We start from the raw sequence: 19,843 nt of genomic DNA, 5'->3' as shown, positions 1-19,843 counted from the left end.
CGAACGTGATCACAGCGGCGACCGCAGCCGAGCTGGTGGACGCCCTGCGTGCGGTCATCCGCTCGGGCAAGGCCGTGCAGCAGCACGCCTACCTGCACGAACAGCTGCCGCCCGGCGCCGTGGCCCTGCTGTCGCTGCTGCACCGCGAAGGGGAGCAGCGGCTCGGGCGCATCGCCGAACGGCTCGACGTGGACCCGTCGGTGATCAGCAGGCAGGTCACCCCGCTGGAACGCGCCGGGCTGGTGCGCCGCCGCCCCGACCCGGACGACGGGCGCGCCGGGCTGCTCGCCGTCACCGGCGACGGCGCCCGCTACCTGTGCGCCCACCAGGAGCGGTGGGCGCAACTGGTGGCCACCGCGCTCGCGGACTGGGCCGAGGAGGACGCCGAAGCCCTCATCGGCGGCCTGCGACGGCTCACCACCGACGTCCGCGCCGTCCGCGCCCTCGTCGCCCCCTGAAATCCCTTCACGCATCAAGGAGAAACACCCAGTGGCTTCGCCCACGTCTTCAGCCGCGCCCGTCTCCGCCGAGGAGAGCGGGCGCATGGCCCACCGCCAGGTCCTGGAAGCACTGTCCGGGTTGCTGCTGGCGATGTTCACCGCGTTCCTGAGCTCGACCATCGTGTCGAACGCGCTGCCCACGATCATCCGTGACCTGCACGGCTCGCAGAGCCAGTACACCTGGGTGATCACCGCGACGCTGCTCACCTCCACCGCCAGCACCCCGATCTGGGGCAAGCTGGCCGACCTGGTCAGCAAGAAGCTGCTGGTGCAGTTGGCGATCGCGGTGTTCGCGGCCGGTTCGGTGCTGGCCGGGCTGGCGCAGTCGCTGGAGACGCTGATCGCCTGGCGCGCGGTGCAGGGCCTGGGCCTTGGCGGGCTGCAGTCGCTGGTGGTGATCGTGATCGCGGCGATGATCAGCCCGCGTGAACGCGGCCGCTACACCGGCCCGATCTCGGTGGTGATGTCGGTGGCCACGGTGGCGGGCCCGCTGCTCGGCGGGCTCATCGTGGACACCTCGTGGCTGGGCTGGCGCTGGTGCTTCTACGTCTGCGTGCCGCTCGCGGTGATCTCGCTGGTGGTCGTGCAGCGCACGCTGAACCTGCCGGTGGTCAAGCGCCCGATCAAGGTCGACTACCTCGGCGCCGGCCTGATCGCCGGCGGGGTGTCCACCCTGCTGATCTGGGTGACGCTGGCGGGCAACAGCTTCGGCTGGGGCTCGGGCACCTCGCTGCTGCTGGTCGCGCTCGGAGTGGTGCTGCTGGCACTGGCGGTGCTGGTGGAAAGCCGCGCGAAGGAGCCGATCATCCCGCTGCGCCTGTTCCGGGAGCGCACCACCGCGCTGGCGACCGTGGCCAGCATCGCGGTCGGCACGGCGCTGTTCGGCGGCGCGGTGTTCCTCGGCCAGTACTTCCAGATCGCCCGCGGGTACTCCCCGACCGCGGCCGGGCTGCTGACCCTGCCGATGATCATCGGCTCGATGGTCTCCTCCACCGCCTCCGGCCTGCTGATCACCAAGTACGGCCGCTGGAAGGGTTTCCTGGTGGCCGGTGCCATCGCCATGACCGGCGGGTTCGGCCTGCTCGGCACCATCGACCACACCACGGACATGGTGCTGCTCGGGGTGTTCCTGTTCGTGCTGGGCACCGGGATGGGCATGACCATGCAGAACCTGGTGCTGGCGGTGCAGAACACCGTCGCGGTCACCGACCTGGGCGCGGCCAGTTCCACCGTGGCCTTCTTCCGGTCGCTGGGCGGCACGGTCGGGGTCTCGGTGCTGGGCGCGGTGCTCGCCTCGCAGGTGTCCCAGCGGACCACCGACGGACTCGGCGCGGCGGGCATCGCCGTGCCGCCGGGCTCGGGTGAGGTCGGCATCGGCAGCCTGAACGAACTGCCCCCGGTGATCGGGGACATCGTCCGCGCCGCCTACGGGGACGGGACCGCGCTGATCTTCCTGATCGCCGGCGCGCTGTCGCTGATCACCCTGGTGGCGATCGTGGCCATCAAGGAAATCCCGCTGCAGACCAGCACCGGCCTGGAGCGGGCCGCCGGGGAGGACGCCCCGGCCGAACAGGTCGCCGCGCGCTGACCCCAGGGGTGGGCCACCCCGGGTGGCTCACCCCTGTTCACGTGTGAGCACGTGGTCGACCATTCCGTATTCCTTCGCTTCCGCCGCGGTCAGCCAATGATCGCGTTCGCCGTCGGCGAGCACCTTTTCCACCGGCTGCCCGGTGCGCTCGGCGGTGATTTCGGCTATTTCCCGTTTCCACTTCCCCGACATTTCCGCCTGGATCGCGATATCGGAGGCGGTGCCGCGGATGCCCGAGGAAGGCTGGTGCATCATCACCGCCGCGTGCGGCAGCGCGTACCGCTTGCCCGGCGCGCCCGCGCACAGCAGGAACTGGCCCATCGATGCGGCCAGCCCCATCGCGATGGTGCGCACATCCGGTGGTATCAACTGCATCGTGTCGTAGATGGCGAACCCCGCCGGGATCGAGCCGCCGGGGGAGTTGATGTAGAGGGTGATGTCGGAGTCGTCCGCCGCGGCCAGCAGCAGGAGCTGCGCGGTGATCCGGTTGGCCGACTCCTCGGCCACCTCCGAGCCGAGCACCACGATCCGGGAATCCAGGAGTCGTTCCTGTACCGAATCGGTCAGCGGCACACCGCTGTTCAGCTCGTTGCGCACCAATTTCCGCCTTTCCCGTGTTTTTCACTGTGTTTTCGACTGTGCGGTCAGGCTAGCGAAGGGAACGCAATTTCCCGCCTCGGTTCGCCGTGGGCGTAGCATGCCGATCATGGACATGGGGTCTCGGCAACCGCGGGCGCTGGCCGCCGCATGAAACTCGTCTGGGCACGCGAACCCCTGCCCGCCTCGGGCCCGACGCTGTTCCTCGCGGGGCCGACCCCGCGCAGCGACCGGCCGGTCCCGTCCTGGCGGCCCGCCGCGCTCGAGGTCATCGACCGCCTGCGGACCGGGCCGCTGACCGTGCTCACCCCGGAATCCCGGGGCGGCGTGCTCGCGGAGGACTACGACGACCAGTTCGCCTGGGAGACCACCGCCAGGGCGATGGCCACGGTCATCCTCTTCTGGATCCCCCGCGACCTGCGCGCGCTGCCCGGGTTCACCACGAACGTCGAATTCGGCCACGACGTCGCCGGCGGCCGGGTCGTGCTCGGCTGCCCACCCGACTGCCCCGACCCGCGGCGGAACAAGTACCTGATCCACCTGGCCCGGCACTACGGCGTCCCGGTGTGCGAAACCCTGGAAGACACCGTGGAAACCGCGCTCGAACTGGTGGACCGCAAGACGAGCGAGCCGGGCGCTTTCACCGAGCCGTGAAATGTGGCGTGCCGGGTGCGCGGAGCCGATAACTTCCCGGCGTGCTGAGAAAATTACTGCTGGTGGTCATCACCGCGCTCGCCCTGCTGACCGGAACCGCCGCCGCGGACGTACGCGGTCCCCGAGCGGATCTCATCCCCCCGAGCCTGGACGGGCAGAACTGCCCCACCGGGCGGTTCCAGCGGACCTCCGGGCCGTTCACCTTCGAATACCGCTTCCTCTACCGGTACACCCCGAACGGCGGCCTGGTCTGGATCGGCCGCTACCACATCCAGGTCACCAGCCCGGACACGCCGTGGCGCAACCTGAACCCCCCGGAGCGCGAATTCACCTGCTGAGCACCCGAGGACTCTCGAGATCCGCGAGATTTTCCTCCCGCGGTGGTGTCGAATGGCGGCTGGTCCCTTCGTTGCGAGGTCAGGACCGCCGTTCGAGGGAGTTCGCCATGAAGCAGTACCTGCTCGCCGTCCAGATCGACGAGAGCGTGCCGGAGACCGAAGAGGAGACGCGGGCGCAGATGGCCCGGACGGGCCAGGTCACCGACGAGATGCGGGCCGCCGGTGCTTGGGTGTTCTCCGGCGGTCTGCGGCCTTCGCACGCCACCACGGTCGTCCGCCCCGGCGGCGGCACGACCACGATGACCGACGGCCCGTTCGCCGAGACCAAGGAGCAGCTCGGCGGGTTCTGGGTGATCCAGTGCGAGGACCTCGACCAGGCGCTGGCCTGGGCGGACAAGGGCGCGCTGGCGTGCGGGCGCCCGATCGAGGTGCGCCCGTTCGACGACGGGGCGGAAGACTGAGCCCGCATGGATCTCGACAGCGTCTACCGGGCGGAGTACGGCCGGTGCGTGGCCACGCTGACCCGCCTCCTCGGTGACATCGGGCTCGCGGAGGAAGCCGTCCAGGACGCGTTCGCGGTGGCCGTCGGCAAGTGGGCCGAGGCGCCGCCCGCCAATCCCGGCGCGTGGATCGTCACCACCGCCCGCAACCGGGCCATCGACCGCCTGCGCCGGGAATCCACCCGCGAAGCCCGCCACGCGCAAGCCCTGCTGCTGCACCAGCCCGCCGAACCGGAGGAGGCCGGGCCGGTGCGCGACGACCAGCTCCGCATGATCTTCACCTGCTGCCACCCGGCGCTCTCGCCGCTCGCGCGGACCGCACTCACCCTGCGGCTGCTCGGCGGGCTGGAGGTGCCGGAGATCGCGCGGGCCTACCTGGTGCCGGAAGCGACGATCTCCCAGCGGATCGTCCGCGCCAAGAAGAAGATCCGCGACGCCGGCATCCCCTACCGGGTGCCCGAAGCCGCGGAACTGCCCGACCGGCTGGGCTCGGTGCTCACCGTGCTCTACCTGGTGTTCAACGAGGGCTACACCTCCACGTCGGGTGAGCTGCTGCGAACGGACCTGTGCGCCGAAGCCGTCCGGCTCGCCAGAGCGCTCGCCGAGCTGATGCCCGACGAGCCGGAGGTCATCGGGCTGCTGGCGCTGCTCCTGCTCACCGAGGCCCGGCGCCCGGCGCGCGTGGGACCTGCCGGTGAGCTGGTGGTGCTCGCCCAACAGGACCGGTCACTGTGGAACCGGGAACTCATCACCGAGGGCCACGAGCTGGTGCGGTGGTGCCTGCGCCGCGACCAGCCGGGGCCGTATCAGCTGCAGGCCGCGATCAACGCCGTGCACACCGACGGCCGGGCGACCGACTGGGCGCAGGTGCTGGCGCTCTACGACCAGCTGCTGGAACACGCCCCGAACCCGATCGTGGTGCTCAACCGCGCGGTCGCCGTCGCCGAGGTGCACGGCCCGGCGCTGGCGCTGGCCACCATCGAGGAGCTGGACCTGCCGGGCTACCACCTGCTGCCCGCCACCCGCGCGGACCTGCTCACCCGCCTCGGCCGCACCGCTGAGGCCGTCACCGCCTACGACGAGGCGCTCGGCCTGGCCACCAACGACACCGAACGGGCCTTCCTGCGAGCGCGGCGAGCGAGCCTGATCCCGGGCGACTGACCGGACTCCGGTGCTGGTAGTGCCTTTCACGCGTCGATGAATGGTGGGCAATTAACCGCCCGGTGGTTCTACCTTCAACGAACCAACCCATTCCTGGAGGTCCCATGAGAGCCGGAACGCTACGCAAGCTCGGCGCCGCACTGGGCGCGCTCGCGGCCGCGGCGGCCATGTCCCTGACCGGAGCGACCACCGCTTCGGCGACCGACGTCGGCACGCTGGACTCGCGCGGGTGCGCGTTCACCAGCGGACCGCTTCTCGCGCACGAGCTGTGCATCAACGTGGCCGGGGTGGGCAGCCACGTGGACCGCGCGCAGGGCGTGTTCACCGGGCCGCCGATGATCTACTGCGACATCACCTTCAAGCTGTTCGGTGTCGACACCGGCGGCAGGCACTGGGAGAACGAGCAGCGCGCCGGCTGCGGCCCCGCGCCGTACGTCGACTGGTACTTCGGTCCCGGCAACGGCTTCTTCAAGCCCAACTCCCTGCTGTGCGTGGGCGTGTCGACCGCCGCGGGCAGGCCGTACAACGGCGACTACGCCTGCATCACCATTCGCGCCTGAGCGGACCGAAAACACGCAACGGGCGGCTTCCCCACGGAAGCCGCCCGTTGCGTATGCCCGGTATCGCGAGAGTCCGGGGTCAGGCGTGCTGCTCGGTCCACCAGCGACGGCCGGCTTCGGGCAGGGTGTCGATCGGGTCGTAGTAGGGGTAGCGCCGCCGCAGGGCCTCGGCGTCGGTGAGTTCGATGCCGGTGCGGTAGTTCTTGGTCCAGTACGAGATGCCCTTCTCGCGGTCGTAGTCCGCGAGCTGGTGCACCCAGCGCTTCCCGACGTAGGGCACGTCGCAGACGATGCGCGGGGTCGCGTAACCGGGGAGATAACCCATGATCGCGTGCTGCAGCTCCTGCGCCTCGGCGACCGAGACCCGCCAGTGCTCGGCGTTGGGGATCATGTCGCACATGTAGAAGTAGTACGGCAGGATGTTCGCCTCGCCCTGCAACGCGAAGCACAGGTCGAGCAGCTGCGCGGGGGTGGCGTTGACACCCCGCATGAGCACGCCCTGGTTGCGCACGTCCCGCACGCCGACGTCCAGCGCGGTCCGGGCGGCCTCGGCGACCAGCGGGGTCACCGACTGCGCGTGGTTGACGTGGGTGTGGATCGCCAGGTTGACCCCGCGCCGCTGCGCGGTGAGCGCGACCCGCTGCAGGCCTTCGACCACCTTGGGCGCGAGCCAGTGCTGGGGCAGCGCGGCCAGCGCCTTGGTGGCCAGCCGCACGTCGCGCACGGTCTCGATGTCGAGCAACCGCATCAGGAACGACTCGAGCTGGTGCCACGGCACGTTGGCCACGTCACCACCGGAGACCACCACGTCCCGCACGCCCGGGGTGCGCTTGAGGTAGCCGATCATCGCGTCCTGCCGGTCGACCGGCTTGAGCGTGAGCTTGTGCTTGTCGATCAGCTCGGTGGAGTTGCCGACGAGGTCCATCCGGGTGCAGTGCCCGCAGTACTGAGGGCAGGTGGACAGCAGCTCGGCGAGGACCTTGGTGGGGTAGCGGTGGGTCAGGCCCTCGACCACCCACATCTCCGCCTCGTGCAGGGAGTCGCGTTCCGAATGCGGGTGCGAGGGCCACACCGGGTGCCGGTCGCTGCGCACCGGGAGCATGTAGCGCCGGATCGGGTCGGCGTAGAAGGCCTCGGTGAACTTCGCCGGGTCGACCCCGGCGTGCGGCGCCATGGTGTTGAGCATCTGCGGTGGCAGCAGCATCGACATGGTGGCCATCTCGCGCTGGTCGGCGAGCAGGTCCTCGTAGAAGCGGTCTTCGAGCAGGTCGCCCATCAGCAGGCGCAGCTGCTTGACGTTGCGCACGCACTTGACCCGCTGCCACTGCGGATCGCGCCACTCGGCATCGGTCACGTCCCGCCAGCCGGGGAAGCGCCGCCAGTCGGGCTCGACCAGCTCCTCGCGGGCGTAGGCGTAGGGCTGCTCGACAGCGGCGTCAGCTGCATCGGCGGGGGCCACAGGTTCCTGGGTCGCAGTCACTTGTACTCCTCGTCGTCGGAAACACGTTAAATTATCCTGTCATATGCTCAATCAAACGTAAAATATCCTGTCGCGCGCTGGGTGGTTCCCTGGGTGTTCGCCTGGTCGGCGCACCGGGCAGACTCTGGGTCCGTGACGGAAAGCAGCACGACGCTCCTGCTCGGCGGACGGATCCACACACCGGGCTCACCCGACGCCACCGCGATGGCGGTCACCGACGGCACCGTGGTCTGGGTGGGCCAGGACGGCCCCGGCCGGGCACTGCACCCGGACGCCGAACTCGTCCGGCTCGACGGCGCCTTCGTCGCCCCCGCCTTCGTCGACGCGCACGTGCACAGCACCGCCACCGGCCTGCACCTCGACGGCCTCGACCTGAGCGCGGTGCACGACGCCGGCGAGCTGCTCGCCGCGATCCGCGGCGCCGTCCGGCCCGGTGAGGTCCTCATCGCGCACGGCTGGGACGAATCGGACTGGACGAACCCGCGCCTGCCGAGCCGGGCCGAGCTGGACGAAGCCGCCGGGGGCGCTCCGGTCTACCTCAGCCGCGTCGACGTGCACTCCGCGCTGGTCTCCACCGCGCTGATCGACCTGGTGCCCGCGGCGAAGGAAGCCGACGGCTGGTCCGGCGCCGGGCCGCTGACCCGCGCCGCGCACCACCACGCCCGCCAGGCCATGCGCGAGCACATCACCGGCGAGCAGCGCCGCCGCGCGCAGGAGGCGTTCCTGCGCACCGCCGCGGCCCGCGGCATCGTCAGCGTCCACGAATGCGCGGGCCCGGACATCTCCGGCGAACAGGACCTCGCCGACCTGCTCGCGCTCTCGGCCGAGCCCGGACTGCCCGAGGTCGTCGGCTACTGGGGCGAACCCGGCGCGGTCGAGGTCGCCCGCCGCGTCGGCGCCCGCGGGCTGGCCGGTGACCTGTTCGTCGACGGCGCGCTGGGTTCGCACACCGCCGCCCTGCACGAGCCCTACGCCGACGACCCCGGCCGCGGCTCGCTCTACCAGGACGCCGCGAGCATCGCCGCCCACCTGGTCGCGGCCACCGAAGCCGGGCTGCAGGCAGGTTTCCACGTCATCGGCGACGCCGCGGCGGCCGAGGTGGTGCGCGGGTTCGAACTGGCCGAGCAGGAGGTGGGCAGGCGCGCGCTGAGCGGGCGCAGGCACCGCCTCGAACACCTCGAGATGGTCACCGCCGAGCAGGCCGAGGCACTGGCGGGCTGGGGCATCGCCGCGTCGGTCCAGCCGCTGTTCGACGCGTGCTGGGGTGGCGAGCACGGCATGTACTCCCGCCGCCTCGGTGAGCGGGCCGCCGCGCTCAACCCGTTCTCGATGCTCGCCGCCAAGGGCGTGCCGCTGGCGTTCGGCTCGGACTGCCCGGTCACCGCGGTCGACCCGTGGGCGGCGGTCCGCGCGGCCGTGCACCACCGGACGCCGGGCTCCGGGCTCTCGGCCAGGGCCGCCTTCAACGCCCACACCCGCGGCGGGCACCGGGCCGCCGGGGTCAACGACGGCGTCAGCGGCACGCTGCAGCCCGGCGCGCCCGCGCACTACGCGTTCTGGGCGGCCGGTGAACTCGTCGCCCCGGCCGCCGACTCCCGGGTGCAGCGCTGGTCCACCGATCCGCGCTCCGGCGTGCCGTCACTGCCGCCGCTGGACCCCGGGGCGGCACTGCCGCGCTGCCTGCGGACCGTCCGCGCGGGACGGATCATCCACGACGACTTCACCTCCGGTGCCTAAGGTCATGACCGTGACAGCGACCGCCGCCGAGCCGGTCCCGGGCCGGGCACGCCGCGCGTGGCGGCCCTGGTTGCTGCGCCTGCTGGGCGCGGCCGCCTCCGGGGTGCTGCTCTACCTCAGCTTCGCGCCCCGGCCGCTGTGGTGGCTGGCGCCCCTGGCCTTCGCCGGCTGGGCGCTCATCGCGCACGGCCGCCGGTTCTGGGGCGGGTTCGGCTACGGCTTCGTGTTCGGCCTCGGCTGGTTCGTCCCGCTGTTCACCTGGCTCAACGACTTCCTCGGCGACGACTTCGGCGTGTACCCGTGGCTGGGGGTCTCCGCGGTGCTGGCCGCGTTCATCGGCGTGTGCGGGGGGCTGAACACCTGGGTGGCGCGACTGCCCGGCGCGCCGGTGTGGATGGCGCTGGTGGTCATCGCGATCGAGCTGCCGCGGTCGGTGTGGCCGATGGGCGGGTTCGCCTGGGGCCGGGTGGCCTTCACCCAGCCCGAAGGCGCCTACCTGTCGCTCGCGTCGATCGGCGGCGCACCACTGGTGGGCTTCGCGGTGGTGCTGACCGGGTTCGGTCTCGCCGCGCTGATCCGCGCCCGGAGCCGCGGGCTGGTGGTGACCGCCGTGCTGGCCGCGGTACTGCCGCTGGTGGCCGGGCTCGCGGTGTGGCCGTCCATCGGCACGGACGCCCAGCAGGGCTCGGTGACCGTCGCGATCGTGCAGGGCAACGCGCCGAACGTCGGGCTGGCGCTGCAGGGCCGCCGCCGCGAGCTGCGGGAGAACCACCTGCTGCAGAGCGAACGCCTGCTCGCCGACATCCGCGCCGGACGCGTGCCCAAGCCCGACGTGGTGGTGTGGCCGGAGACCGCCACCGACGTCGTCGAAGGCCGCCGCGACCCCGAACTCGACCGGCTCGCCCGCGAGTTCGGCGTGCCGATGCTCGTCGGCGCGGTCTACCGCACCGCCGGCGGCGACGCCCAGAACTCGATGATCGTGTGGGACCCGGAGACCGGGCCGGGGGAGCGGTACTCCAAGCAGCAGCTGGTGCCCTTCGGCGAGTACGTGCCCGCCCGCGACCTCGCCCGGCTGGTCACCCCGTTCGTCGACGACACCGGCGACATGCTGCCCGGCACGGGCGAACCACCCGCGCTGCACAGCCGCGGCCTGATCTTCGGCACCACCATCTGCTACGAGGTCGCCTTCGACCACCCGGCGCGCGAAGCGGTGCTCGCCGGTGCCGAAGTGCTGTTCACCCCGACCAACAACGCCTGGTACGGGTTCAGCGAGATGAGCTACCAGCAGCTGGCGATGTCGCGGTTGCGTGCGGTGGAACACGGCCGGGCGGTCGTGGTGCCGGCCACCAGCGGGGTGAGCGCTATCGTCGGACCCGACGGTGGCGTTACGCGCTCGACCAGCCTGTTCACCGCGGCCTCGTTGGTCGAGCGCGTGCCGCTGCGGCGGCAGACTACGCTGTCGGATCAACTCGGAGCGTGGCCGGACACCGGGGTGACCGGGCTGGCGGTGGCAGGGGTGCTGGCCGGCGGCATCGTCCGGCTACGGACCCGGCGTGCCGACGCCGGGACAAGCGGAAACACGGAGGACTAGCGGATGGCGCAGGCGCCACGGGGGGCACAGCCGATCGAACCGGTGCTGGTGGTGATCCCGACCTACAACGAACGGGAGAACCTGGCACCGCTCCTGACCCGGTTGCACACGGCCCTGCCCGGGGTACACGCGCTGGTCGTCGACGACGGCAGCCCGGACGGCACCGGTGAGCTGGCCGACGAGCTGGCCGAGAAGGACGAGCGGGTGCGGGTGCTGCACCGCACGGAGAAGGCCGGGCTGGGCGCGGCCTACGTCGCGGGCTTCGGCTGGGGCCTGGAGCGCGACTACAACACCATCGTGGAGATGGACGCCGACGGCTCGCACGCCCCGGAAGACCTCCCGCGCGTGCTCGAGGCCCTGGGCGAGGCCGACCTGGTGCTCGGCTCGCGGTACGTGCCCGGCGGCCACGTGGTGAACTGGCCGTTCCGGCGCCAGCTGCTCTCGAAGCTGGCCAACGTCTACGCCGGGATCTGCCTGGGCGCGGGCATCAAGGACATCACCGCCGGGTTCCGCGCCTACCGCCGCGAGGTGCTGCAGAAGCTCCCGCTCGACGAGATCGCCTCGGCCGGGTACTGCTTCCAGATCGACCTGGCGTGGCGCACCGCCGAGCAGGGCTTCGAAGTGGTCGAGGTACCCATCACCTTCACCGAACGCGAAATCGGCGACTCGAAGATGAGCAGCTCGATCGTGTTCGAGGCGATCCTGCGCGTGGGCATCTGGGGCGTCAAGCACCGCTGGCAGCAACTACGGGGCCTCTTCAGCCGCCGCCGCGCCTGACCTCTGAATGCGGGGTTCAGCTACCTGAACGTGGGGTTCGGCTACCTGAACGTGGGGTTCGGCTGCAGGAACGTGGGACTCGCCCGGCCGTCGCCGCATCCCGGCGTGTCCCGCACTCAGGCAGCCGAACCCCACACTCGCGCACCCGAGCCCCACACTCGCGGCCCCCTGGGACCCCGGGCAGTGCCGTGAATGTGGCTTTCACGGCATCCGCCACCACCAACGCGACCAGCGGCCGGGCACCTCACCAGGACACCCGCCCAGACCCCCCACCCCGCCCCGGTCCCCAGCCAAAAACACGGCGAAGACCCCGATGTCAAGGCATCTTTCCCGCCTTGACATCGGGGTCTTCGCCATAGTCACAATCAAAAACCGGGGCGGACTCAGTCCGTCTTCAAACCCTTACTGGCGATGACGCGAGCGCTGCCTTCGCCGAGCCGGTAAGTCAGGCCCACCACCGCGCAGGAGCCGTCGGCCACCCGCTTGGCGATCGCGTGCGAGCGGTCCACCAGCAGGTCCACCGTGTAGCGGGTGTGCTCCTCGACGGCCGTGTCGCCGTCGGTGAGACCGTCCCGCGCGGCCAGCACGCTCAGCATCACCCGCTCCACCACATCACGGGTGAAGCCCGTGGGGCGCGAGCCGGAGTCCATCGCCTGCTGCGCGGCCGCGATCGCCCCGCACGAGTCGTGCCCGAGCACCGCGACCAGCGGCGCGCCCAGCACCTCGACGCCGTATTCGATGCTGCCCAGCACCTCCGGCCCGAGCACGTGTCCCGCGGTGCGCACCACGAACAGGTCACCCAGGCCGCGGTCGAAGATGATCTCCGCGGCCAGCCGCGAGTCGGAGCAGCCGAACAGCACCGCGAACGGGTGCTGCGCCGGTGCGATCGCGGTCCGGTAGTCCGCGTCCTGGTGGGGGTGTTCACGCGTCCCGTCGACGAACCGGCGGTTTCCGTCGAGCAGCATGGCCAAGGCTTCGTCGGGGCTCAGGGCGTTCTCGGTCATGCGCGGAATTCTTCCCCAACCGGTGCCCTCCCTCAGGTCAGGACGCGGTGACCTCACCCACACGAGCGCAGCGAAAAGCCCCCGTGGCGGGAGGACACGGGGGCTTTCGGTGGTGGGGAGGTCCGGAGACCGGCGGGGGATCAGGCCGAACGGGTGGTCCGCCGTCCCTTCAGCTCTTCGAGCCGCTCGTTGAGCAGGTCCTCCAGCTCCGGGATGGACCGGCGCTCCAAGAGCATGTCCCAGTGCGTGCGCGGGGGCTTGACCTGCTTCTGCTCGGGCTGTCCGCCGTCGACGATCTCGGATTCGCTGCCGTGCAGACGGCACTCCCACACCGAGGGGATCTCGGCGTCGTCGGAGAACGGAACCTCGAACTCGTGCCCCTTCGGACACGAGTAACGCACCGCGCGCCGCGGCGCCAGGTCGTGGTTCCGGTCGGTCTCGTAGCTGACGGCTCCCAGCCGGCTTCCTCGGAGTACACGATCGGCCATGATGGGGTCCTTTCAGTCGGCTCCGGGTGGAGCCTGGGCGATGCTCACCCTATGCAACGACGGACCGGTCCGCAGGATTCCCGGACTGGCATGTCGTCGCTCACGATGAGGTGGGTCACCCGTCGTCAACGGCTTACTCTCAAGGGAGTCGGCCGGCGCGCCGATGTGACGCGCATTCGGCCTTCTTTCTGGGGATATCCCCCGATTGGGCTAGGTTGGTGCCATTCAGGTCAGCCGTAGCTGGCCGTGCTCACCGGCACGCGGGCCCAGTTCCCCGTGCCGGAAGTGGCGGCGGCACAATACTTGGTAACGCACAGTGATCGCGTCGGGATGATCGTGTGCCGAGGGTGAATTTTCAACTTTCGGCTGATCGGTATCCGCGACGAACACGGTGTCCCCGGCACGCAGCACCTCCCCGTCGGCCACCCTGGCGTTGAACCGGCCCGGCAGCCCGCACCAGCACAACACCTCCACCTGGACCGGCTGCAGCTCGTCGGCCAGTTCGAACAGCCGCCGGGCACCTGGGAACAGCAGGCTCCGGAAATCCGTGGCGATCCCGAAGCAGTAGACGTCCAGCTGCGCGTCGTCGGCCAGCTCGGCGAGCTGTTCGACCTGTTCCGGCGACAGGAACTGGGCCTCATCGACGATGAGGTAGTCCACGTGCTGTCCCTGTACCCACTGATCCCGCACCAGTAACCGCAGATCGGTCCGCTCACCCACCTCCACCGCCCGCCGGGTGATCCCGATGCGGCTGGAGATCTGCGGCGCCCCGGAGCGGTCGTGGCGCACCAGCAGCAGTCCGCGCCTGCCCTGCCGCGCGTGGTTGTGGTCGATCTGCAGGGCCAGGGTGGACTTGCCGCAGTCCATCGGGCCGTAGCAGAACTTCAGCTTCCCCGCGGCCGGGGTGTTCCGCCGGAACCCGGCCACCGGCACCGACGAGAGAGCGTCGGTCGGGTCGGGCGCCGGCACGGGCGTTGATGGCACAGTCACAAAATTCGACCCTATCGGTCGGCTCGTTCACACGATCGCGGGCTCGCGGTTTCCCGCCGCCGCGATCGCCCGGCGCACCGGGATCAGCGCCACGAGCACGATCCCGACCACGAAGAACGCCACCAGAGCCAGCACACCGAGCCGGAACGACCCGGTCGCCTGGCCGACCGCGGCGAACACGAGCGGGCCCAGCCACGAGGTGCCGCGCTCGCCGACCTCGTACAGCGCGTAGTACTGGGCCTCCTTGCCCGCCGGAATCATCTGGCTGAACAACGAGCGCGACAACGCGTTCGTCCCACCCAGCACCAGCCCGATCCCCACCGCGACCAGGTAGAACTGCACCGCCTGCCCGGCCTGGACGAAGTACGCCCCGCCCAGCACCACGATCCACGCGGCGAGGCTGACGATGATCGTCTTCTTCGCCCCGATCCGCCGCGCCAGCAGCCCGTGCGCCATGCCGCCGAAGTACGCCACGAACTGGATCACCAGGATCGTCACGATCAGCACCTCGGTCGGGTGCTTGAGCTCCTCCTTGCCGTACTGCGCCGAGATCGTCACCACCGTGGAGATGCCGTCGGTGTAGATCAGGTAGCTGCCCAGGAACGCCAGCGTCAGCGGGAACGCCTTGGCCGAGCGGAAGGTGTGCCGCAGCTCGGCGAAGCCCGCGGTGAGCACCGACCGGCCGTCCGGCTCGCGGTGCGCCGGCGGGGTCTCCCGCAGCCACAACATCGGGATCAGCGTGAACACCGCCCACCACAGGCCCGTGGTGAGGAAGCAGATCCGCACCGCCATCGGCTCCTCGACGCCCAGCGCCTCGTGGTTGAGGTAGAACGCCAGCTGCAGGCCCAGCGCCACCCCGCCACCGAGGTAGCCGAACGCCCAGCCCTTGGTCGAGACCGCGTCCCGCTCGTCGGGGGTGGCGATGCCCGGCAGGAACGAGTAGTAGATCGCGATCGAGGCGCCGTAGCCGATGTTGGCCAGGATGAAGAACAAGATCCCGATCTGCCAGTTCGTGCCCGCCATGAAGAACAGCAGCGCCGAGGACACCGCGCCGAGGAAGGCGAACCCGGCCAGGAACCGCTTCTTGTACTGGCTGCGGTCGGCGATCGCGCCGCTGACCGGCAGCACCACCACCTGGACCACCGTGGCCACCGACAGCAGGTAACCCCACAGCGAACCCGCCGGGAAGGTCAGCCCCAGCAGGCTGATGTCGCAGTTGACCAGCGTCGACTCGGCTCCGCCCGCGTCCACGCACGGCGTCGGGCCGTTGCGCGTGAGGTCGGTCCTGGCGTCGGCGGCGGCCACCGAGCTCATGTAGATCGAGCCGAACACCGCCATCACCGTGGTGTAGAAAGCCGAGTTGGCCCAGTCGTAGAAGTACCAGCCGCGCTGCTCGCGGCGCCGGTCGCGGACCGGATCGGCCGGCGTGGTGTCCGGGGAGGTCGTGCTCATGGCTTGCGGGGACTCCAGGCGTGCGAAGGGGTCGTTTCGCGGGCAGGCTATGGCCTCCCGTCACCGGGCGCGGGCGGGATCCGGGGAATGTGTCCGGATCGCGACGGGGTAACCCGATGGGTGCACGAGTGGCTGGTGTTCCGGCTGTGACGCTTGTGGTTACGCAGCGTCGATACCTACTGTTCAGCGCATGGGCAGACCGATTCGCCGGATGGCCGTGCTCGTCGCCGCGGTGCTCGCGTTGCAGCCGGCACTGAGCCCGTCCGCCGCCGCCGACCCGCCCGCGAACTCCTGGGCCAAGCTGCGCATGTGCGAGTCCGGCGACCGCTACGAGACCAACACCGGCAACGGCTACTACGGCGCCTACCAGTTCGACCTGCCCACCTGGCGCAGCGTCGGGGGAGCGGGCCGCCCCGACCAGGCCGCCCCCGCCGAACAGGACTACCGCGCGCTCTACCTCTACCGCATGCGCGGCTGGCAGCCGTGGGAGTGCGCCACCAAGCTCGGGCTCAAGGCCGACGCCGACGCCAAGAGCAAGCGCAAGCCCACCTACGCCGAATCCGCCTACATGGGCGGCTCCGGCACCCCGCCACCCGCGCCCGACCCCAACGTCAAACCGCCGTGGCCGGGCGTGGTCTACGACTACGGCGACTGCGCCGAGCCGCTGAAGACCTTCCAGCTGCGGATGAACAACTTCGGCTACGGCTTCACCGGCACCGGCTGCTACCTCGACAAGACCAAGCAGGCCGTGCTCGACCTCCAGCGCGCCAACGGCATCAAGGACTCCGGCCTGCTCGGCCCGAAGACCTGGGACGCCGCCTGGGAAGGCAAGCCACCACGCTGACCGCCCTGCTCGCGGCCGACGAGAAGACCATCCGCATCGCCGAAGCCATGGCCGGACTGGCTGGCAGGGAAGCCCTGATCGCCTCCGCTCACTCGGCGAGCTGACCTACCACCTGGCCGAGCACCTCGGCACCGGACTCGAGCACTTCCCCGGCGGGCACGTCGGCCTGACCACCCACCCCGCCGACTTCGCCGAACGACTCCGCAAAGTCCTCTAAGCCGGTTCCCACACGCCACGGTCGACCAGCACCTCACGCAGCACATCGGGCCGGTCGGTCACCAGCCCCTTCACCCCGAGGTCCAGCAACGCCCGCATCTCCTCGGCGTCGTCGATGGTCCAGCAGTGCACCTCGACCCCGGCATACCCCGCCGCCCGCACGAACGAGCGGTCCACCACCGTCAACCGCCCCTGCCGCACCGGCACCTGCGCCATCGCACCCCGGCTCAGGAACCCCAGCCGCAGGAACGGCAGCCAGCCGTTCGCCCACAACACCCCCGCCGACCGCGGCCCCAGCGCCGTCAGCAACCGCGGCCCCGCCAGCCGCCGCACCCTGGCCAGCCGCGCGTCCGAGAAGGACGCCGCGGCCACCCGGTCGAACGCGTCCATCCGCTGAAGCACCCGCACGAACGGCTCCACCACCGCGTCGGTCTTCAGATCGACGTTGAACCGCGTCTCCGGCAACTCCTCCAGCACGTCCTCCAGCCGCGAGACCCCCTCACGGCCACCGATCTTCGCCTGCTTCACCTGCGCCCACGGCAGCGAAGCGACCAGCCCCGAACGATCCGTCGTCCGATCCAGCGCCGCGTCGTGCTGCGCCACCGCCACCCCGTCCGAAGTCGCGTGCACATCGGTCTCCACGTACCGGTAACCCTCGGCCACCGCCCGCCGGAACGCCGACAGCGAATTCTCCATGTCGGCCAGCTCGTCCAAGTGCCACCCGCGGTGGGCGAGGGCACGGGGGAGCGGCTCGGCGAGGTACGGGTGACTGGTCTCCACCAGCACAGTCTGCCTCCCCGGCGTGGCCCCGGCGTGAGCACCGGATGACCGGATAGGGTCGACCCCGTGAGCGAGGTGGCCGAGAAACCCAGCGTGACCCGCGAAGAGCTGAGCCGGATGCGCCGGCCCGGCGCGGCCACCCACTGCGGCTGGTGTGGCCGACGTCTCGAAGAAGGCGAATCCCGCGGCCGACGACGCCGCTACTGCGGCCAATCCTGCCGCCAGCGCGCCTACGAACGCCGCACCGCCCTCCAGCGCAGCGGCCTGCCCGAAGACGCCGTCGTCCTCTCCGACACCGAGATCGCCGACCTGCAGGACCGCCTCTTCCAACTCCGCTGCGCCGCCGAAGACATCGTCACCGCCGCCGACGACGGCGCCTCCACCGCCGAACTCCGCGAACTCGCCCAGGAAATCGCCCGCAGCGCGAAAGACCTCGAACAACTCCGCTAGAACCCCGCTGAAACCGCACTGGAACCGGCTGTGCCCGCAGCCGCGGTCGGCCACGGGCACAGCCGGGGGTCACACGCCGGCCGTCTGGCTGATCCAGGACCGGCTGCTCGCCACACTCGCGTAGTTGTTCGTCCCGGTCGGGTTGCTGCCACCCTGGTTCTGCACCGTCGAGGCCACCCCCACCTGACGACCGCCCGAAACCTGCGGGCCGCCCGAGTCGCCCTTCCACGCCGCACCGTTGATACCCCGGCTCTGGATCGCCGGACCACCGTAGGCATCGGTCGACCGCCCGGTGACCTGCACGTTGGCCGTCTTCAGCACCGACGAAGCCGGACCCGTCGGCGTGGTGCGGCCCCAGCCGTAGATCTGGTTGGTCGAACCCACCGCCGGGTCCGCGTTGCCCAGCGTGATGTAGGTGGTGTTGACCGCCCTGGTCAGGTGCAGCAGCGCCACGTCCCCGACCGGCGACACCCGCTGCTGGTCCACACTGACCTGCGTACCCGCACCGAGGGTGTTGCTGCCCACCCGCACGCTCATCGAGCTACCCAGGCAGTGCTCCGCGGTGAGCACCCACCGGGCCGCGATGATCGTGCCCGAGCAGTTGAAGCTGCCGTTGACGTAGACCTGCGCCCCCCACGGCACGGACGGGGCGGTCCCACCGCCGACGATGTCCGGCTGCGCACCGCCCGCGGTGGCGGTCCCGCCGGCGAGCAGGGTCATGGCGAGGGTGGCCGTGGCGGCGCAGACGGCGCCAAAGGTACGGACTCGGCTCACGTCGAGGTCCTTTCGGGGAACCGGGGAAGCCATCGGGAGTCCGGTGGCTGCGCCGAGAATCGGGCAGCCGGGCCACCCGCCAGTACCGACGAAGGTCGGGTGGTGGCGTGGTTGCCTACCGATGGCGGGGGTTTCACTACCTACACAAAGGCCCCCGCCGACCCACGACCGATTTACTCAGTAGTGCCGATGTCGAAATCCGGCACGCGGCACCTACGTCCCTGACGAAGGCACCCACCCGAGGCGCCCGGAACCAGGGGAGACCCCGTGCTCACCGAGATCAACTACCTCGCCGTGCTCACCGCCACCGTCACGGCCCTCATCGCCAGCTCCGCCTACTACGCCGTCCTCGGCACCCAGGCCGGCGAAACCCGGCCCTGGCAGATCGCCGTCGAACTCCTGCGCAGCGCCACCCTCAGCCTCGTGCTCGCCGGCCTGGTCACCCACTTCGACCTGCGCTTCGGCCCCGCACTGATCCTCGCACTCGTGCTCTGGACCGGCTTCCCGGCCGTCCTGCTCTCCGGCTCCGTGCTCTGGGAAAAGGTCGCCTGGCGCATCGCCGCGGGCCACGCCGGCGACTGGCTGCTCAAACTCCTCCTGCTCACCACCATCGTCAGCCTCTGGCGGTGAACCGGAACCCCAGCAACTCCCGCAGCGCATCGGTCCCGGCCGGCGTCACCCGCACCGCCCGGCCGGATCCGATGCGCTTGACCCACACCCGATCCAGCAGGTACACGCACACGAACGCCCCCGCCGCCCCCGCCAGGTGCGACCGCCGCTCCGTCCAATCCAGGCACGCCTTCACCACCGGCCGCCGCGCCGAACGCCACGCCGCGACATCGGCACCCAGCTCACCCTCGAACCACGCCACCCCCGACGAGGTCAACGCGAACCCGTCCGCCTGCGTCAGCAACCCCCGGCCCGTCATCGCATCGCTGATCGCCACCCCCAGCTCCCCGGCGAGGTGGTCGTAACAAGTCCGCCCCCGCGCCATCGCCGCCGACGCGGCCGACGCCCGCAACGTCCGCTCCCGCGCCCGCGGCGGCCCGAGATAGCCCACCAGATCCTCCAGCAACCGAGCCGTCTCCGGCCCCGCCAGCTGCACGTACCGGTGCCGCCCCTGCCGCCGCTGCACCAGCAACCCACCCTCGATCAACCGGTGCAGGTGCTCACTCGCCGTCGACGGCGCCACCCCCGCGTGCGCGGCCAGCTCACCCGCCGTCCACGCCCGCCCATCGAGCAACGCCAGGCAGAACGCCGCCCGCGTGCCATCGGCGAGCAGACCCGCCAACCCGGCCAACTCCCCACTGGACGCAGTCATGCCACCCATCCTGCCCCCACCACACTTCGGCCCCCACCGAA

At 70.8% G+C, this 19,843-nt stretch carries 23 protein-coding genes; 13 read left to right on the top strand and 10 right to left on the bottom strand.

Annotated features, from left to right (window positions below):
* Positions 1–5: 5 nt before the first annotated feature.
* A complete protein-coding gene (locus L3Q67_RS34245; protein ID WP_499185547.1) occupies positions 6–458 on the top strand; it encodes a MarR family winged helix-turn-helix transcriptional regulator in 453 nt (150 codons plus the stop codon).
* A 31-nt stretch (positions 459–489) separates the two neighbouring features.
* Complete coding sequence (locus L3Q67_RS34240) at positions 490–2,088, top strand: MFS transporter (protein ID WP_499185546.1); 1,599 nt, start codon at positions 490–492, stop codon at positions 2,086–2,088.
* Between the two features lie 27 nt (positions 2,089–2,115).
* Here the strand turns inward: L3Q67_RS34240 and L3Q67_RS34235 are convergent, their stop codons facing one another.
* Positions 2,116–2,685 (bottom strand): ClpP family protease, encoded by a 570-nt coding sequence (locus tag L3Q67_RS34235; protein WP_499185545.1) that lies wholly within the window; start codon positions 2,683–2,685, stop codon positions 2,116–2,118.
* 150 nt (positions 2,686–2,835) lie between these two features.
* Between L3Q67_RS34235 and L3Q67_RS34230 the strand changes: the two genes are divergently transcribed.
* The 5 genes from L3Q67_RS34230 (at position 2,836) to L3Q67_RS34210 (ending at position 5,898) form a co-directional block, all read left to right on the top strand.
* Positions 2,836–3,339 carry a nucleoside 2-deoxyribosyltransferase domain-containing protein gene (locus L3Q67_RS34230; protein ID WP_499185544.1) on the top strand — a complete coding sequence of 168 codons (504 nt, stop codon included), beginning with the start codon at positions 2,836–2,838 and terminating at the stop codon, positions 3,337–3,339.
* 41 nt (positions 3,340–3,380) lie between these two features.
* On the top strand, positions 3,381–3,677 hold the full coding sequence (locus tag L3Q67_RS34225) for a hypothetical protein (protein WP_499185543.1): 297 nt from the start codon (positions 3,381–3,383) through the stop codon (positions 3,675–3,677).
* A gap of 107 nt (positions 3,678–3,784) precedes the next feature.
* Positions 3,785–4,138 (top strand): YciI family protein, encoded by a 354-nt coding sequence (locus L3Q67_RS34220; RefSeq protein WP_499185542.1) that lies wholly within the window; start codon positions 3,785–3,787, stop codon positions 4,136–4,138.
* Between the two features lie 6 nt (positions 4,139–4,144).
* Positions 4,145–5,338, top strand: a complete 1,194-nt coding sequence (locus tag L3Q67_RS34215; RefSeq protein WP_499185541.1) for an RNA polymerase sigma factor — start codon at positions 4,145–4,147, stop codon at positions 5,336–5,338.
* A 104-nt stretch (positions 5,339–5,442) separates the two neighbouring features.
* Entirely contained in the window at positions 5,443–5,898 is a 456-nt protein-coding gene (locus L3Q67_RS34210; protein WP_499185540.1) for a hypothetical protein, read from the top strand.
* Positions 5,899–5,977: 79 nt separating this feature from the next.
* On the opposite strand, the gene L3Q67_RS34205 is transcribed toward L3Q67_RS34210, so the two are convergent.
* On the bottom strand, positions 5,978–7,378 hold the full coding sequence (locus L3Q67_RS34205) for a KamA family radical SAM protein (RefSeq protein WP_499185539.1): 1,401 nt from the start codon (positions 7,376–7,378) through the stop codon (positions 5,978–5,980).
* 132 nt (positions 7,379–7,510) lie between these two features.
* Between L3Q67_RS34205 and L3Q67_RS34200 the strand changes: the two genes are divergently transcribed.
* Genes L3Q67_RS34200 through L3Q67_RS34190 form a run of 3 tightly spaced genes read left to right on the top strand, consistent with a single transcriptional unit; the run spans position 7,511 to position 11,483 of the window.
* On the top strand, positions 7,511–9,115 hold the full coding sequence (locus tag L3Q67_RS34200; RefSeq protein ID WP_499185538.1) for an amidohydrolase: 1,605 nt from the start codon (positions 7,511–7,513) through the stop codon (positions 9,113–9,115).
* Positions 9,116–9,119: 4 nt separating this feature from the next.
* Entirely contained in the window at positions 9,120–10,706 is a 1,587-nt protein-coding gene (gene lnt, locus L3Q67_RS34195) for an apolipoprotein N-acyltransferase (RefSeq protein ID WP_499185537.1), read from the top strand.
* Between the two features lie 3 nt (positions 10,707–10,709).
* The gene (locus L3Q67_RS34190; protein WP_499185536.1) at positions 10,710–11,483 is read left to right on the top strand and encodes a polyprenol monophosphomannose synthase; all 774 of its coding nucleotides are present in this window, start codon (positions 10,710–10,712) and stop codon (positions 11,481–11,483) included.
* Positions 11,484–11,866: 383 nt separating this feature from the next.
* On the opposite strand, the gene L3Q67_RS34185 is transcribed toward L3Q67_RS34190, so the two are convergent.
* The 4 genes from L3Q67_RS34185 to L3Q67_RS34170 form a co-directional block, all read right to left on the bottom strand.
* Positions 11,867–12,487, bottom strand: a complete 621-nt coding sequence (locus L3Q67_RS34185) for a carbonic anhydrase (RefSeq protein ID WP_499185535.1) — start codon at positions 12,485–12,487, stop codon at positions 11,867–11,869.
* Positions 12,488–12,627: 140 nt separating this feature from the next.
* Complete coding sequence (locus L3Q67_RS34180) at positions 12,628–12,975, bottom strand: RNA polymerase-binding protein RbpA (RefSeq protein ID WP_113691811.1); 348 nt, start codon at positions 12,973–12,975, stop codon at positions 12,628–12,630.
* Positions 12,976–13,200: 225 nt separating this feature from the next.
* Positions 13,201–13,842 carry a thymidine kinase gene (locus tag L3Q67_RS34175; RefSeq protein WP_499191715.1) on the bottom strand — a complete coding sequence of 214 codons (642 nt, stop codon included), beginning with the start codon at positions 13,840–13,842 and terminating at the stop codon, positions 13,201–13,203.
* Between the two features lie 150 nt (positions 13,843–13,992).
* Positions 13,993–15,417: an MFS transporter gene (locus tag L3Q67_RS34170; protein WP_499185534.1), complete on the bottom strand. Its 1,425-nt coding sequence runs from the start codon at positions 15,415–15,417 to the stop codon at positions 13,993–13,995.
* 211 nt (positions 15,418–15,628) lie between these two features.
* Between L3Q67_RS34170 and L3Q67_RS34165 the strand changes: the two genes are divergently transcribed.
* Positions 15,629–16,261 (top strand): transglycosylase family protein, encoded by a 633-nt coding sequence (locus L3Q67_RS34165; RefSeq protein ID WP_499191714.1) that lies wholly within the window; start codon positions 15,629–15,631, stop codon positions 16,259–16,261.
* Between the two features lie 88 nt (positions 16,262–16,349).
* Here the strand turns inward: L3Q67_RS34165 and L3Q67_RS34160 are convergent, their stop codons facing one another.
* The gene (locus tag L3Q67_RS34160; protein WP_499185533.1) at positions 16,350–16,490 is read right to left on the bottom strand and encodes a hypothetical protein; all 141 of its coding nucleotides are present in this window, start codon (positions 16,488–16,490) and stop codon (positions 16,350–16,352) included.
* On the bottom strand, positions 16,475–17,257 hold the full coding sequence (locus L3Q67_RS34155) for a PI-PLC domain-containing protein (RefSeq protein WP_499185532.1): 783 nt from the start codon (positions 17,255–17,257) through the stop codon (positions 16,475–16,477). The genes L3Q67_RS34160 and L3Q67_RS34155 overlap by 16 nt, the downstream gene beginning before the upstream one ends.
* A gap of 117 nt (positions 17,258–17,374) precedes the next feature.
* Between L3Q67_RS34155 and L3Q67_RS34150 the strand changes: the two genes are divergently transcribed.
* Complete coding sequence (locus L3Q67_RS34150; protein WP_499191713.1) at positions 17,375–17,707, top strand: hypothetical protein; 333 nt, start codon at positions 17,375–17,377, stop codon at positions 17,705–17,707.
* A gap of 69 nt (positions 17,708–17,776) precedes the next feature.
* On the opposite strand, the gene L3Q67_RS34145 is transcribed toward L3Q67_RS34150, so the two are convergent.
* Positions 17,777–18,481: a S1 family peptidase gene (locus tag L3Q67_RS34145; protein WP_499185531.1), complete on the bottom strand. Its 705-nt coding sequence runs from the start codon at positions 18,479–18,481 to the stop codon at positions 17,777–17,779.
* Positions 18,482–18,748: 267 nt separating this feature from the next.
* Here L3Q67_RS34145 and L3Q67_RS34140 point away from each other — a divergent pair, with 267 nt between their 5' ends.
* Entirely contained in the window at positions 18,749–19,111 is a 363-nt protein-coding gene (locus L3Q67_RS34140; protein WP_499185530.1) for a DUF1761 domain-containing protein, read from the top strand.
* On the opposite strand, the gene L3Q67_RS34135 is transcribed toward L3Q67_RS34140, so the two are convergent.
* A complete protein-coding gene (locus L3Q67_RS34135) occupies positions 19,095–19,802 on the bottom strand; it encodes an ArsR/SmtB family transcription factor (protein ID WP_499185529.1) in 708 nt (235 codons plus the stop codon). The two genes, L3Q67_RS34140 and L3Q67_RS34135, sit on opposite strands and share 17 nt — an antisense overlap.
* Positions 19,803–19,843: the final 41 nt, after the last annotated feature.

Source organism: Saccharothrix sp. AJ9571, from assembly GCF_021725495.1.
GTDB classification, from domain to species: Bacteria; Actinomycetota; Actinomycetes; order Mycobacteriales; family Pseudonocardiaceae; genus Amycolatopsis; species Amycolatopsis magusensis.
The sequence above is the reverse complement of the archived record's forward strand: the minus strand, read 5'-3'. Positions and strand labels throughout refer to the sequence as shown.

Bases quoted from the DNA above. Each gene is read 5' to 3' on its own strand.
- L3Q67_RS34175 (WP_499191715.1), bottom strand. From the start codon at position 13,842: ATGGACTGCGGCAAGTCCACCCTGGCCCTGCAGATCGACCACAACCAC.
- L3Q67_RS34210 (WP_499185540.1), top strand. From the start codon at position 5,443: ATGAGAGCCGGAACGCTACGCAAGCTCGGCGCCGCACTGGGCGCGCTC.
- L3Q67_RS34180 (WP_113691811.1), bottom strand. From the start codon at position 12,975: ATGGCCGATCGTGTACTCCGAGGAAGCCGGCTGGGAGCCGTCAGCTAC.
- L3Q67_RS34170 (WP_499185534.1), bottom strand. From the start codon at position 15,417: ATGAGCACGACCTCCCCGGACACCACGCCGGCCGATCCGGTCCGCGAC.
- L3Q67_RS34185 (WP_499185535.1), bottom strand. From the start codon at position 12,487: ATGACCGAGAACGCCCTGAGCCCCGACGAAGCCTTGGCCATGCTGCTC.
- L3Q67_RS34215 (WP_499185541.1), top strand. From the start codon at position 4,145: ATGGATCTCGACAGCGTCTACCGGGCGGAGTACGGCCGGTGCGTGGCC.
- lnt (WP_499185537.1), top strand. From the start codon at position 9,120: ATGACCGTGACAGCGACCGCCGCCGAGCCGGTCCCGGGCCGGGCACGC.
- L3Q67_RS34230 (WP_499185544.1), top strand. From the start codon at position 2,836: ATGAAACTCGTCTGGGCACGCGAACCCCTGCCCGCCTCGGGCCCGACG.
- L3Q67_RS34165 (WP_499191714.1), top strand. From the start codon at position 15,629: ATGGCCGTGCTCGTCGCCGCGGTGCTCGCGTTGCAGCCGGCACTGAGC.
- L3Q67_RS34135 (WP_499185529.1), bottom strand. From the start codon at position 19,802: ATGACTGCGTCCAGTGGGGAGTTGGCCGGGTTGGCGGGTCTGCTCGCC.
- L3Q67_RS34220 (WP_499185542.1), top strand. From the start codon at position 3,785: ATGAAGCAGTACCTGCTCGCCGTCCAGATCGACGAGAGCGTGCCGGAG.
- L3Q67_RS34150 (WP_499191713.1), top strand. From the start codon at position 17,375: ATGCGCCGGCCCGGCGCGGCCACCCACTGCGGCTGGTGTGGCCGACGT.
- L3Q67_RS34190 (WP_499185536.1), top strand. From the start codon at position 10,710: ATGGCGCAGGCGCCACGGGGGGCACAGCCGATCGAACCGGTGCTGGTG.